General features: G+C 62.2%; 11 protein-coding genes. 10 read left to right on the top strand and 1 reads right to left on the bottom strand.

Features of this window, described 5'->3' with window-relative positions; translation table 11 throughout:
- The first annotated feature begins 127 nt into the window (after positions 1-127).
- From FHK92_RS28035 to FHK92_RS20560, 10 genes are all read left to right on the top strand, one after another.
- Positions 128-727, top strand: coding sequence for a transposase (locus FHK92_RS28035; RefSeq protein ID WP_181289696.1), 600 nt, complete (start codon positions 128-130; stop codon positions 725-727).
- A 159-nt stretch (positions 728-886) separates the two neighbouring features.
- The gene (locus tag FHK92_RS20600) at positions 887-2,470 is read left to right on the top strand and encodes a ShlB/FhaC/HecB family hemolysin secretion/activation protein (protein WP_181289741.1); all 1,584 of its coding nucleotides are present in this window, start codon (positions 887-889) and stop codon (positions 2,468-2,470) included.
- Positions 2,471-2,501: 31 nt separating this feature from the next.
- A complete protein-coding gene (locus FHK92_RS20595) occupies positions 2,502-4,328 on the top strand; it encodes a DUF2341 domain-containing protein (RefSeq protein WP_181289695.1) in 1,827 nt (608 codons plus the stop codon).
- Between the two features lie 10 nt (positions 4,329-4,338).
- Positions 4,339-4,764, top strand: coding sequence for an ExbD/TolR family protein (locus tag FHK92_RS20590; protein WP_181289694.1), 426 nt, complete (start codon positions 4,339-4,341; stop codon positions 4,762-4,764).
- A 3-nt stretch (positions 4,765-4,767) separates the two neighbouring features.
- Entirely contained in the window at positions 4,768-5,490 is a 723-nt protein-coding gene (locus FHK92_RS20585) for an energy transducer TonB family protein (protein ID WP_181289693.1), read from the top strand.
- A gap of 35 nt (positions 5,491-5,525) precedes the next feature.
- The gene (locus FHK92_RS20580; protein ID WP_181289692.1) at positions 5,526-7,217 is read left to right on the top strand and encodes a putative porin; all 1,692 of its coding nucleotides are present in this window, start codon (positions 5,526-5,528) and stop codon (positions 7,215-7,217) included.
- Between the two features lie 16 nt (positions 7,218-7,233).
- Positions 7,234-7,881 carry a DNA repair protein gene (locus tag FHK92_RS20575; RefSeq protein ID WP_181289691.1) on the top strand — a complete coding sequence of 216 codons (648 nt, stop codon included), beginning with the start codon at positions 7,234-7,236 and terminating at the stop codon, positions 7,879-7,881.
- Between the two features lie 34 nt (positions 7,882-7,915).
- On the top strand, positions 7,916-8,398 hold the full coding sequence (locus tag FHK92_RS20570; protein WP_181289690.1) for a YbjN domain-containing protein: 483 nt from the start codon (positions 7,916-7,918) through the stop codon (positions 8,396-8,398).
- Positions 8,399-8,403: 5 nt separating this feature from the next.
- The gene (locus FHK92_RS20565) at positions 8,404-9,369 is read left to right on the top strand and encodes a peptidylprolyl isomerase (protein ID WP_181289689.1); all 966 of its coding nucleotides are present in this window, start codon (positions 8,404-8,406) and stop codon (positions 9,367-9,369) included.
- A gap of 40 nt (positions 9,370-9,409) precedes the next feature.
- A complete protein-coding gene (locus FHK92_RS20560) occupies positions 9,410-10,387 on the top strand; it encodes a LysR family transcriptional regulator (protein ID WP_181289688.1) in 978 nt (325 codons plus the stop codon).
- Positions 10,388-10,409: 22 nt separating this feature from the next.
- On the opposite strand, the gene mqo is transcribed toward FHK92_RS20560, so the two are convergent.
- A complete protein-coding gene (gene mqo / locus FHK92_RS20555; RefSeq protein ID WP_181289687.1) occupies positions 10,410-12,056 on the bottom strand; it encodes a malate dehydrogenase (quinone) in 1,647 nt (548 codons plus the stop codon).
- Positions 12,057-12,128 lie beyond the last annotated feature (72 nt).

Genomic DNA, 12,128 nt, shown 5'->3' with positions numbered 1-12,128 from the left:
GCCTCGGTCAAGGTTGTGTGAAAGGGCAACGGCACTGGATTGCTGTTCATAAAAGAAGCTTTTGGCAGGGACGCCCGGACAACTTTTTTGCGCTATTTCGCGCTGGATGCCAGGTGTGACAGGGGCTATGGGGTCTATGGAAAGTTACTCGAAAGTGGGCATGCAGGAGCTGGACCAGCGCCTGTCGAAGATCGTCGAGGCTGCACGCAAGAAGCCGGTTTCGGTTTATCGCTACGGCGCACCCTGGGTGTGGATCGTGTCCCAGGACGACTGGCAGAGCGCCTTGAAGGAGTTGTCCAGCTACGTGCCGCCTGGCCATTCCCTGGTCATGTTGCGCCCACAAATCGAAGAACTGCTGGAGGCCTCCTCCGAACCCCTGCAGCAATGGGCACGGGAACAACAGATTCAGGTGCCGGTGCCGGCGTTGATGCTCGCCTTGTTGCTCCAACTGTTGTACTCGCTGCCCAGCGAAAAGCAGCTGTACGAGCAGCTCAATTACAACTTGCTGTTCCGCTGGTTTGTCGGCCTCGAGCTGAACCAGCGGGTCTGGACGTTCGCCGTCTTCGTGCGGGATATCGGCGAACTGCTGGATAGCCCTCACGCGGCGAAATTGCTCGAGCGCATCGTCAGCGAAGTGTTCTGCGGCGACTTGATGCACATGCCGGAATTCTCGTTGAACTTCGCCTTGTTGCACACCTGGCTGTCCAGGCATTCGAAACACAAATAAACCGTCACAGGACAACACGCTGCCAACGCTGCGGGCCTGGCAGCGCGCGCCTTGGCAGCAGGCGCTGCGCGCGTGGCGCAATTGAATCGAGGGGGATGTGTGGATCATTGGGATTTCAACAGCAAGCGCAGGCCGTGGCCTTTCCTGCCCACGGCGCTGATGCTCGCTCTGGCCTTCGAAGCGCCGGCATTCGCCGAAGAGGCCGGCACGCCGATCGAGGCTGACGCCGGAACGCCTGCGCGCCTGGTGGATGTGAACGAGTACGTCGTGCGCGGCAATACCGTGCTGGATGCTCGCGACATCGAAGAAGCGGTGTATGCGTTCCTCGGGCCGCAACGCAGCCTCACCGATATCGAGGGCGCCCGCGACGCGCTGCAACAGCGCTACCAGGCCAAGGGTTACCAGTCTGTCTTCGTCGAGCTGCCAGAGCAGCAGGTGGACGGCGGCGTGGTGTATCTGCAAGTCAGCGAAACCCGGATCGGCCGGGTGCGCGTGGTTGGCACCGAGCATTATTCACCGGTCAACGTGCGCGAAGAAGTACCCGCGCTGACAGAAGGCAAGGTGGCCGATTTCGCGGCGGTGCAAACCCAGTTGGCGGTTGCCAACCGTAACCCGGGACGCCAAGTGGTGCCGGTCGTGCGCGAAGGGCAGCGCCCGGGAACGATGGATGTCGACTTGCAAGTCGAAGATAAAAACCCCTGGCAGGCCAGCATCGGGCTCAACAATGACTACAGCGCCGATACCGAAAAGCTGCGTTCGGTAGTCACGCTCGGCCACAACAACCTCTGGCAACGTGGCCATTCGGCTTCGCTGACCTATTTCACCGCCCCCGAAGACCGGGATAACGCGCAAGTCTGGTCGGGTTCCTATAACGCGCCCCTGAACGAGCGTTGGAACGTGCAGTTCGCCGGGTACCAGTCCGATAGCAACGTCGCAACCATCGGCGGCAGCAACGTGTTGGGCAAGGGCCATTCCTACGGCGTGTCACTGATCTACAGCGTGCCCCCGCAAGGCGTCTGGGCCAACTCGCTGTCGGTGGGCGTCGATTTCAAGGATTTCGATGAAGCCCTGCAGTTCGGCGGTTCGAGTGATGAAGTGCCGATCAAGTACGCGCCCATCACGCTGGCCTACAACGGCTTTCGCTACACCGAAACCTCGCAGTTCGGCCTGGGCCTGAGCATCGTCGCCGGCACGCGCAGTTTCTTCGGTTATGGCAGCGACGCCGATGAGTTTCGTGCCAAGCGCTATGAATCCAATCCCAGCTTCGCGGTGTTCAAGGGCGACAGCACCTTCACCCAGACGTTTGCCGGGGACTGGCAAGCGGCGAGCAAGTTGAGCTTCCAGCTGGCTTCCGGGCCGCTGGTCTCCAACGAGCAGTTTTCCGCCGGTGGCGCCACCAGTGTGCGCGGCTACCTGGCTGCGGAGCGCACGGGTGATGACGGCGTGCTGTTTTCCCAGGAACTGCGCACGCCGTCCTTGAGCAAGCACTTGGGCAAAGGCCTTGGCAGTTACGTCGACAACTGGCGTTGGTACGTCTTTGCCGAGGGCGCGCAGATGGCTCTGCAAGACGCGTTACCCGACCAGGAAGCCGATTACAGCCTGGCAAGCGTTGGCTTCGGCACTCGCGCGACCTTGCGTGAATGGTTGTCCGGCAGCCTCGACTGGGGCCTGCCGCTCAAGGACGGCCCCAATACCCGCAAACACGACTCACGCGTGCACTTCAACGTGCAGGCAACTTTTTGACCGGCAGCCAACAGACCTTGGAGCACCCGTTATGCACCGCTTGATTTTCATTCTTCTCGCTTGCCTGGGCCTTGCGCTGCCGGCAACGGCCAACGCCTGGTGGCAGGACGACTGGCATTACCGCAAACAGATCAGCATCGACACGACGCCCCAGGGCGCCGCCATCAACGAGGCGGTGGGGCGCACTGCGCTGCTGGTGCGTTTGCACACCGGCAATTTCACCTTTGACGGTGTCAACGAAAACGGCTCGGACATCCGTTTTGTCGCCGCCGACGACCACACCGTGCTCAACCACCAGATTGAAAGCTTCGATCCGCTGATGGGCATGGCCTTGATCTGGGTGGACGTGCCCATGGTGGAGGGGGGCAAGCGCTCGGACATCTGGATGTACTACGGCAACCCGAAAGCACCGGCCACCAGCAATCCCCAGTTGGCGTTCGACGCCGATTACAGCCTGGTCTATCACTTCGATGGTGCCGTTGGCGCACCACCGCGTGATGCCAGCGCCTTTGCCAACCACGCGCAGAACGCACCGGCAGGCATCCTTGACGGCGTGATCGGCCGCGCGGCGCAATTCAACGGCCAACCGCTGTTGTTGCCGGCCAGCGCGTCCTTGGGCGTCAACGCGGGGGGCGCGATGACGTTCAGCACCTGGTTGCGCATGGAGCAGGGGGCAGGGGAACAACTGCTGCTGGCCCGTCGTGACGCCGGCAACTCGCTCTTGGTGGGCATGAACCAGGGCGTTCCTTTCGTCGAGGTGAACGGCCAGCGCGCGGTGGCGAACCAGGCCGTGGCCCTTGGGCAATGGCAACACCTGGCGTTGACAGCCGATGCCAGTGGGTTGCGTTTGTACGTCAACGGCAGAGCGGCGGCCAACCTGGCGCAGCCGCTGCCGGCCTTGCAGAGTGCAATCGCGATTGGTGGCGATGCACCGGCAGCGGTGGCTGTCGGCGCGCCGACCGCGACCTATCAGGCCTTCACCGGCGGCCTTGATGAACTGCGCGTGTCCCGCATCGCTCGCTCGCCCGAGCTGATCCTGGCCGATGCCACCGCCCAGGGCGCCGAGTCACGCCTGGTGGTCTACGGCGTGGACGAAGAACAGTCCGGCTTCGGCTTCGGCAGCCTGGGTTTCCTGCTCAACGCGGTGCCGCTGGACGCCTGGGTGATCATCGCCGTCCTGGTGCTAATGATGCTGCAGTCGTGGGTGATCATGGTGCGCAAGAGTCGCAATGTCGCCCGTGTCAGCCGTGCCAACGAATTGTTCCGCAGTCACTTCGCCAAGGTCGGGACTCGGCTGGAAATGCTTGCCGATGAACGCGACCTGGCGCAGCGCCTGGCGGACTCGTCGCTGTGGCGCCTGTATACGGTGGCGGTGGCCGAGATCCGCACCCGCCGCGACCAGGGCGCCGATACGTCGTCGATTTCCGCCGCCACCATCGAAGCCATCCGTTGCTCCATGGACGGCGTCCGGACGCGTGAAAACCAGCAGCTCAGCGCCAAGCTGTCGACCCTGTCCAATGCCATCGCCGGTGGGCCCTACATCGGCCTGTTAGGCACGGTGCTGGGGATCATGGTGGTCTTTCTCGGCACCGCCATGGCCGGTGACGTGAACATCAACGCCATCGCGCCGGGCATGGCGGCGGCCTTGCTGGCGACGGCCATGGGGCTGTTCGTCGCGATCCCGGCGCTGTTTGGCTACAACCGCCTGACCACGCGCAACAAGGAAGTCAGCGCCGACATGCGCGTCTTCGTGGATGAGTTCATCACCCGCCTGGCCGAAGTCCACGGTGAAAGCCAATCCAGCGAAGCGGCGCATCGACGGGGCAACCACGTCGCCAGTCCGTCGTTGACGGTGTGAGGGGACGACCATGGCCAACCTCAACAGCGCCCTGGACGATGACGAAGATGCCGCCGTCGACACCATCAACATCACGCCACTGGTGGACGTGCTCATGGTGGTGCTGGTGATGTTCATCCTCACCGCCACCGCCCAGGTCTCCGGCATCCAGATCAACTTACCCAAGGCCAGCTCGACCATCTCGCTTTCGCAACCCAAGACCAAGGCGATTTCCATCAATGATGGCGGCCAGGTGTTCCTCGATGCCTACCCGGTCACTCTCAACGAACTGGAAGACCGCTTGCGCATCGAGAAGGCGCAGAGCCCGGATTTCCCGGTGATTGTGCGCGGGGACTCGACGGTGCAGTACCAGAAAGTCATTGAAGTGCTGGACCTCTTGCGCCGCCTGGAGCTGTCCCAGGTCGGCCTGGTCACCGGCAAACCGAGCCAGGGCTGAGCCATGACGTCTTTTCCTGAACAGCCGCAGAACGGCCATCTGAAGCAACAGCGCGACGTCACCAGGACGGTGCGTCGAGTACTGCTGTGGAGCGTTGGCCTGCTGGCGGGTGCGGGCCTGGCCTGGCTGCTGTGGACGTGGGCCAATGACATGAGCGGCATTCGCCGCGAGGCGCCAAAGATCCCGGCGATCATTCCGTTGCCGCCACCTCCGCCTCCGCCGCCGGAAAAACCGCCGGAGCCGGAAAAACCGGTGGAAGAAAAGATCGTCGAGCCCGAGCCCACGCCTGAGCCCGAGGAAGTCAAGCCGGAGGAAGAGGCGCCGCCTTCGCCCGCCGAAGACCTGGCCGACCCGATGCAAATGAACAGTGACGCCCAGGCGGGTTCCGACGCTTTCAACATCGGTGCGGGCAAGGGCGGCGGCATGGCCGGCACCGGCGGCGGGCGCCTCGGCAACGGCACCTACAGCCAGTTCCTGGCCTACAGCTTCCAGCGCTTGCTGCGCGAGTCGCCCGAGCTGCGCAACCTGGCGTTTCGCCTGGAGGCTGATGTCTGGCTGGACCAGGCCGGTCGCGTGACGCGCGTGGAGCTGGGACGCAGCAGTGGCGATGCCGAACTCGACGCCAAGGTCCTGGCGACCTTGCGCGCTTCACCCCATCTGGAACGTCCACCCGCCTCGTTGCAGGTGCCGGTGCGTATCCGCCTACAAGGACGCCGACCGGGCTGAGCCGGGTCGCCAAGAGACCATTAGGAGTTGTGTTCATGATCTGCAAAATCAATCGATTGGCGCTGGGTGTCGGCCTGGTGATCGCCAGCCTGACGGGCAGTGCCTTGGCGCAGACGCCGTCGCAGAACGCTACGGTCAATCTGATTCGCCTGTTGGTGCAACAAGGCGTGCTCAAGCAGGACCAGGCCCAAGCGCTGATCGACCAGGCCGAAGCCGAGGCCACGCAAGCCCGGCAGGCCGCCGCGACTGCTGCGCCGGTGCCGGCACCCGGCGCGCCGGGGGAGGTGCGGGTGCAATACGTGCCGGCCATCGTGCGGGAACAGATTCGCGACCAGGTGAAAGCCGAGGTGATCGCCCAGGCCAAACAGGAAAACTGGGCCCAGCCCAATACCTTCCCCGACTGGGTGTCGCGCATCACGTTTGAAGGCGACGTGCGTTTGCGCAACGAGTCGCGCTATTACTCGGGCAGCAACAGCAACGAGATCGTCGATTTCGCCGAGCTCAATAACAGCGGGCCCTATGACGTCAACCCTAGAAGCGGTACGCAATACCCACCGCTGCTCAACACCCGCGAAGATCGCGAGAACATGCTGCGCTTGCGTGCCCGGATGGGCTTGCGGGCCGCGCTTTCTCCTCAATGGACCGCCGCCATCCGGCTGGGCACGGGCTCGGACAGCAGTCCTGTGTCCACCACCCAGACGCTGGGCGGCGGCTTCGACAAAAAGGACCTGTGGCTCGATCAGGGCTACCTCAATTACCGCCCGACGAAGGAGTGGAGCTTCACCGGGGGACGCATGCCCAATCCATTCATGTCTACCGATCTGTTGTATTCCAACGATCTCAATTTCGACGGTATCGCCGGCTCGTTCAATCACCCGTTGAACCGCGACCTGGCGGTATTCGGCACCTTGGGCGCGTTCCCGGTGGAATACAGCTCCGACAGCGCGTCGAGCGATGGTTTGAACAAAGAAGACAGCGAGAACAAATGGCTCTACGGCGCGCAACTCGGTGCGAACTGGGCGTTTGCGCCGGACAACAGCATCAAGGGCGCGCTGGCCTACTACCAATTTGACGACATCGAAGGACGACGCTCCAATCCCTGCGCCATCTACGACGGCGCGCCGGCTTGTGACAGCGACGAAACGCGTCCGGCGTTCATGCAGAAGGGCAACACCTTGATGGAGTTGCGCAACCTGGTGCCGGACCCGTCCGCACCGACCACGTCGCCGCAACCACAATTCGTGGGCCTGGCCTCGGAGTTCAACCTGCTTGACCTCAATCTGGTCTGGGACACCTTGCTGTTCGACGATCTCAAGTTGCGCAGCCAGGGCAACTACCTGGTCAACCTCGGCTACGACGAAGGCAAGATGCGCAAGCGCTCGGCCGGCGCGCTGGTCAACAACGTGGACGAAAACGGTGACATCGAAAGCGGCGATACCGCCTGGATGCTGCAGTTCACCCTGGGCAGTTCCTTGGACCTGAAGAAGCGCGGCGATTGGAACCTGTTCGCCGGCTACAAACACATCGAGCCGGATGCCTTGCCGGACGGCTTCAACGACTCTTCGTTCCACCTCGGTGGCACCAACGCCAAGGGCTATTTCCTCGGCGGCAACTACGGCATCGAAGACAACGTGTTCGCGACCGCACGCTGGTTGAGCAGCGAAGAAGTCTACGGCGCGCCGTTCGATATCGACGTTCTGCAACTTGAGCTCAACACGCGCTTCTAGCGCCGGGAGAGACAGCATGAAAAAGTCATTTCATCCCGCGATCCACGCCGTGGTGCTGCTGTTGGGGCTCGGTGCAGCCCTGGGCGCATCGGCGGAAACCATGGAGGAACGCTTGCGCGCCCAGTTGCGCAGCACCACCCAACAGCTGCAAGCCTTGCAGAGCGAACAGGCGCAAGGCACCGCCGCGCGCCAGGCGGCGCAAACCGAGCTGAGTGCGGCGCAAGCGCAAATCAAGCAACTGACCGCCGAACTCGCCAAGGCGCGCAGCCAGAGCGAACAACTGGGCGCACAGCAAGACGCTGTTCGCAGCAGCGCCCAGGCGCAGATAGCCGCCAGTACCGAGCAGGTCGGCAAATTCAAGCAGGCCTACGAAGAACTGCTGGGCCGTGCGCGGGGTATAGAGGCGGCGCGTGCCACGCTGCAAGCCAGCCTGACCAGTCGGGACAGTGAAGTGCAGCAGTGCGTGGCGAAAAACCAAGAGATGTACGGCATCGCCAAAGAGATTCTCACTGCCTACGAAAACATCGAAGTCAGCGACGTATTGAAGATCCGCCAACCCTTCGCCAGTGGCGCGCGGGTGAAGTTCGAAGAATTGGCGCAGCGCTATGGCGATGCGCTGTACCAGACCCAGTTCGATGCCGCCAAGACCACCGCCGGCAAATAACCATTGATCAAATGACCACAAGGGAAATCCAGTCATGACCGCACAAACACTGATCCTGAGCATCACTCCCGAACAACTGGGCGAACTGCTGCAAGCCGCCGGCTACCGCGTCAATCGTACCGAACAAGGCGCCGTGGTGCAGTTGTTGAGCGCCAGCCAGGGCATTGGCTTTGCGGTGCGTTTCGGCAACCCGGCCGCCACCGAGGGCAGCTTTCTGGATTTCACGTTCAGTTGCGCGCTGCGCATCGAGGGCGAATTGCCTGAAGGCCTGGTCCAGGTATGGAATGCCAGCCGCCGCTTTGCCCGCCTGAGTCGCCAGGGTGATTTCCTGGTGATGGAAATGGACGCCATCGTTGCCGCCGGTGTCAGCGAAGACCACGTGCGTGGCGTGCTGGAACTCTGGGACCGGCTGTTGCAAGAATTCGTGGTGTACCTGCGCGACTACAGCCAGCACGCACGCGAGCAGCAAAAGGACGGTGCGGATGTAACGCAGGAAGCTGCGGTCGAAGAGGCCTGATTACGATGAACAGGTTTAGCAAACTGGCTGGCATCAGTGCGGCTGTCCTGGTGCTCGGCGGCATTGTACTGACGGTGATCTCCAACCCTGACGGCGTATCCCAAGCCTCGGTGCCCGCGGCACAACCGAAACCCGCCAGAACCTCCGACGAGGCGGCGCCGACCGTGGCCAGCCTGGGCGAACTGCAACTGAGCAGCGCCGAACTCAACGCTGTGTTGAGCTCGCTCACACCGCAGGTGCGCGAGCAACTGCGCGGCAATCGTGGCGCACTGGAGGGCTGGATCCGTGCGCGCCTGGCAGAGAAAGCCCTGTTGCAGCAGGCCGACGCCCAGGGTTGGCAGCAGCGTCCGGACATCCAACAGATGACCCGCGCGGCCACCGAACAGATTTTGCTGCGCACCTACTTGCAATCCGTCAGCCAGGTCCCCGCCGACTATCCGGATGAGCAAGCCCTGCAACAGGCTTACGAGGGCGCCAAGGACAAGCTGCAAAGCCCGGCGTTGTACCGCGTCAGCCAGATTTTCATCGCGGTTGAGCCGGGAGCCAACGAAGAACCGCTACGCAAGAAAGCCACCGAGCTGGCTCGTCGTGCCCAGGCCCCCAACGCCGATTTCGCCGAGCTAGCCCGGCAGTTTTCCGAGGATCAGGCAACGGCCCAGCGGGGCGGTGACAGCGGCTTGCAACCGTTGCAGCAATATGTGCCGGAGATGCGCCAGGTCTTGAGCCGACAACGGGTCGGCAGCGTTTCCGACGCTTTGCGGAGCCAGGCGGGCTTTCACATTCTCAAACTGACCGATATGCAGCCAGCACGCGCCGCCAGCCTGGATGAAGTTCGCGAACAACTGCGCGAGGCGCTGCGCAATCAGCGCCAGGAACAAGTGGCCAGGGCCTATATGGAAGGGCTGGTGAGCAAGGCAACGCTGAGCATCGATGGCGCGCAACTGAATCAGGCATTGGAGTCTGTTCGTTAAGCGGCGCGGTCGCGTGGGGACACCTTAGGGAGGAGGGCGTATGGCTTTGGAGGACGTTGGCCAGATTCACGATTGTGCGCGGTTGCCACCCTCGATCAATAGCGATGATCGGCATCTGGATAACCTCAAGGATCTCCAGGCGTTGGAGTTTTTCCTGGTGACGGCGCGCTGCAGCTGCTTCATGCAGGCGGCGCGGAGCTTGAACGTCAAAGCGTCGTTGCTGCGAAAAAAGCTCTCGCGGTTGTCGATCCATTACGGCAGTCCCTTGTTCGAGCACCGAGGCAATGCACTGGTGCTCAGCCAGGACGGTCGGCGCCTGCGCAACCAATTGTTGGCTCACCGAGCCTTGCTGGCTTTGCCTGACGCCTTCGTCGAGGATCAGGCATTGGTTCGCGTGGCCGTGGCGGAGCCCCTGTTGCACGACATCCTCAATCGCGAGCTGCTCGGCTTTGTGCGTCAACACGCCAACGTGCGCCTGAACTTGCTGCGTCTCGACAGCAACCCCGACCAGGAGCCGGCCGAGGCGGACGTCGTCGTCTGGCTTACCAACCCGCAGGCGCAAGCGCCGCAGCTATCGTTTCCGGTGGCTGAGCTCAGTTGCCTCGCCGAACTGGAGTACATCCCGCACATCGCCAAGCGGTATTCACGGGAAGCGAGCCGTCCACGCAGCCTGGCCGAGCTACAGGACTATATGCTGGTGAGCCTGCACAGCTACGCGAATATTCCTTCCCTTCAACCTTGGAATAACGCAGTCGACGCGCGTCGTTCCGGTGTCACTCAAGTGAACGCCTATGAACTGATGCGCCAGATGATCCAATGGAGTGCTTGCGTCGGCCTGCTGCCGCATTACGTGTGCGCGTTGGAAAAAAACCTGCAGCCGCTACCCGAGTTGTTTGGCCGTGACATGACGATGCAGGTCTGGATGGCCGTACACGGCGATGAAGCACACCGGGAAGAGGTCGCCCGGCTGGTGGCGTTGGTCCGCGCGGCGTTCGAGGCACACCGGGAGTGGTTTTAACCCTTGCCGGCCAAGACGACCTTCACAACGCCAGGTCCGGGTCGGAATCGCTGTGCTTCTGGCCCACCGGATCGCTGTTGGTCGGGGCCTTTGGCTCACTGTTCCCACGGATATCCGGTGGCGGTGCCAGTTGCAGCACGTCGCTGGTGTACTTCCATTCCTCGTAGACACGGCCAGGATCATCGTTGAGTCGTGTTCCGTAGCTGGGCACGATCTGGTGAAGCTTTTCCTGCCAGGCCGGCGAGGCGACCTTGTCCTTGAACACCCGCTGCATCACCTCAAGCATGATCGGAGCAGCCGTCGATGCGCCAGGGGATGCGCCGAGCAGGCCGGCAATGCTGCCATCCTGCGAGGCCACCACTTCGGTGCCCAACTTGAGTACGCCGCCTTTCTCCTCGTCGCGCTTGATGACCTGTACACGCTGGCCAGCTTGCCATAGACGCCAGTCTTCTTGCTTGGCCTGGGGAAAGTACTCCTGCAGGGCCTTGAAGCGGTCATCGTCCGATAGCATGAGCTGGCCGGCCAGGTATTCCACCAGCGGGTATTGCTCGATGCCGACTTTGGTCATGGGCCAGATGTTGTGGGGCGTCATGCTGGTGAACAAGTCAAAATAAGAGCCTTCCTTCAAGAACTTGGTGGAGAAGGTCGCAAAGGGGCCGAACAGGATGACGCGCTTGCCGTCGAGTACGCGGGTATCCAGGTGCGGCACCGACATTGGCGGCGCACCGGTGGAAGCGATTCCGTAGGCCTTGGCCATGTGTCGCTCGGCAACGCTGGGGTTCTCGGCGACCAGGAACGAGCCGCCGACCGGGAATCCGGCGTAATCGTCCGCTTCCGGGATGCCCGACTTTTGCAACAGATGCAGCGCGCCGCCCCCCGCGCCGATGAACACGAATTTGGCGTCGGTGGCAGTCGTCTCGCCATCCTTCAGGTTCTTGTATTCGACGTGCCAGGTGCCGTCGTCATTACGGGTGATGTCGCGCACTTCGCTGGACAGCTTCAGGCTGAAATTGGGTTTGCTTTGCAGGTAGCTGACGTACTGGCGGGTGATCTCGCCAAAATTCACGTCAGTGCCGATCGGCGTCCAGGTCACTGCGAGCTTCTGGTTCGGGTCCCGGCCCTCCATCATCAAGGGCACCCATTTTTTGATCTGCTCCGGATCTTCCGAATATTGCATGGGGCGGAACAGCGGACTTGCTTGCAGCGCCTCGTAGCGTTTCCTGAGGAACTTGATGTTGTCGTCGCCCCAGACGAAGCTCATGTGCGGGGTGGAATTGATGAACGAACGAGGGTTCTTGAGCACGTTGTTCCTGACTTGCCATGCCAGGAACTGCCGGGTGATCTGGAAGGCTTCGTTGATCTCGATGGCCTTGGTAATGTTGACGTTGCCTTGGTCGTCCATTGGCGTGTAGTTCAGTTCCGCCAGCGCCGAGTGGCCGGTACCGGCGTTGTTCCAGCCATTGGAGCTTTCTTCAGCCACCGCGTCCAGGCGCTCGACCATTTCCATTGACCAACCGGGCTCAAGCTCATTGAGCCAGATGCCCAGCGTGGAACTCATGATTCCGCCGCCCACCAGCAGCACATCGACCTTTTTCGTTTCCGCTGCCTGGGCATCGTTGGCACTCATTAGGGCGACGCTCAACAGGGCCGCGATGATCAGATTGTTCATGGCTCCATCCTCGGCGACCGTGCGTCGCTCGTTCGCGAAATGTGGCTATCGACCCTGGGTTGACCTGCGCTG

The organism is Pseudomonas brassicacearum subsp. neoaurantiaca, assembly GCF_013608025.1.
Classification (GTDB): Bacteria; Pseudomonadota; Gammaproteobacteria; order Pseudomonadales; family Pseudomonadaceae; genus Aquipseudomonas.
Note: the sequence above shows the minus strand (reverse complement) of the source record. Positions and strands in the feature narration are given on the sequence as shown.

What these genes read in the sequence shown, in the direction of transcription:
- mqo (WP_181289687.1), bottom strand. Translation starts at nt 12,056, where the DNA reads ATGAACAATCTGATCATCGCGGCCCTGTTGAGCGTCGCCCTAATGAGT.
- FHK92_RS20590 (WP_181289694.1), top strand. Translation starts at nt 4,339, where the DNA reads ATGGCCAACCTCAACAGCGCCCTGGACGATGACGAAGATGCCGCCGTC.
- FHK92_RS20585 (WP_181289693.1), top strand. Translation starts at nt 4,768, where the DNA reads ATGACGTCTTTTCCTGAACAGCCGCAGAACGGCCATCTGAAGCAACAG.
- FHK92_RS20570 (WP_181289690.1), top strand. Translation starts at nt 7,916, where the DNA reads ATGACCGCACAAACACTGATCCTGAGCATCACTCCCGAACAACTGGGC.
- FHK92_RS20575 (WP_181289691.1), top strand. Translation starts at nt 7,234, where the DNA reads ATGAAAAAGTCATTTCATCCCGCGATCCACGCCGTGGTGCTGCTGTTG.
- FHK92_RS20560 (WP_181289688.1), top strand. Translation starts at nt 9,410, where the DNA reads ATGGCTTTGGAGGACGTTGGCCAGATTCACGATTGTGCGCGGTTGCCA.
- FHK92_RS20600 (WP_181289741.1), top strand. Translation starts at nt 887, where the DNA reads ATGCTCGCTCTGGCCTTCGAAGCGCCGGCATTCGCCGAAGAGGCCGGC.
- FHK92_RS20595 (WP_181289695.1), top strand. Translation starts at nt 2,502, where the DNA reads ATGCACCGCTTGATTTTCATTCTTCTCGCTTGCCTGGGCCTTGCGCTG.
- FHK92_RS20580 (WP_181289692.1), top strand. Translation starts at nt 5,526, where the DNA reads ATGATCTGCAAAATCAATCGATTGGCGCTGGGTGTCGGCCTGGTGATC.
- FHK92_RS28035 (WP_181289696.1), top strand. Translation starts at nt 128, where the DNA reads ATGGGGTCTATGGAAAGTTACTCGAAAGTGGGCATGCAGGAGCTGGAC.
- FHK92_RS20565 (WP_181289689.1), top strand. Translation starts at nt 8,404, where the DNA reads ATGAACAGGTTTAGCAAACTGGCTGGCATCAGTGCGGCTGTCCTGGTG.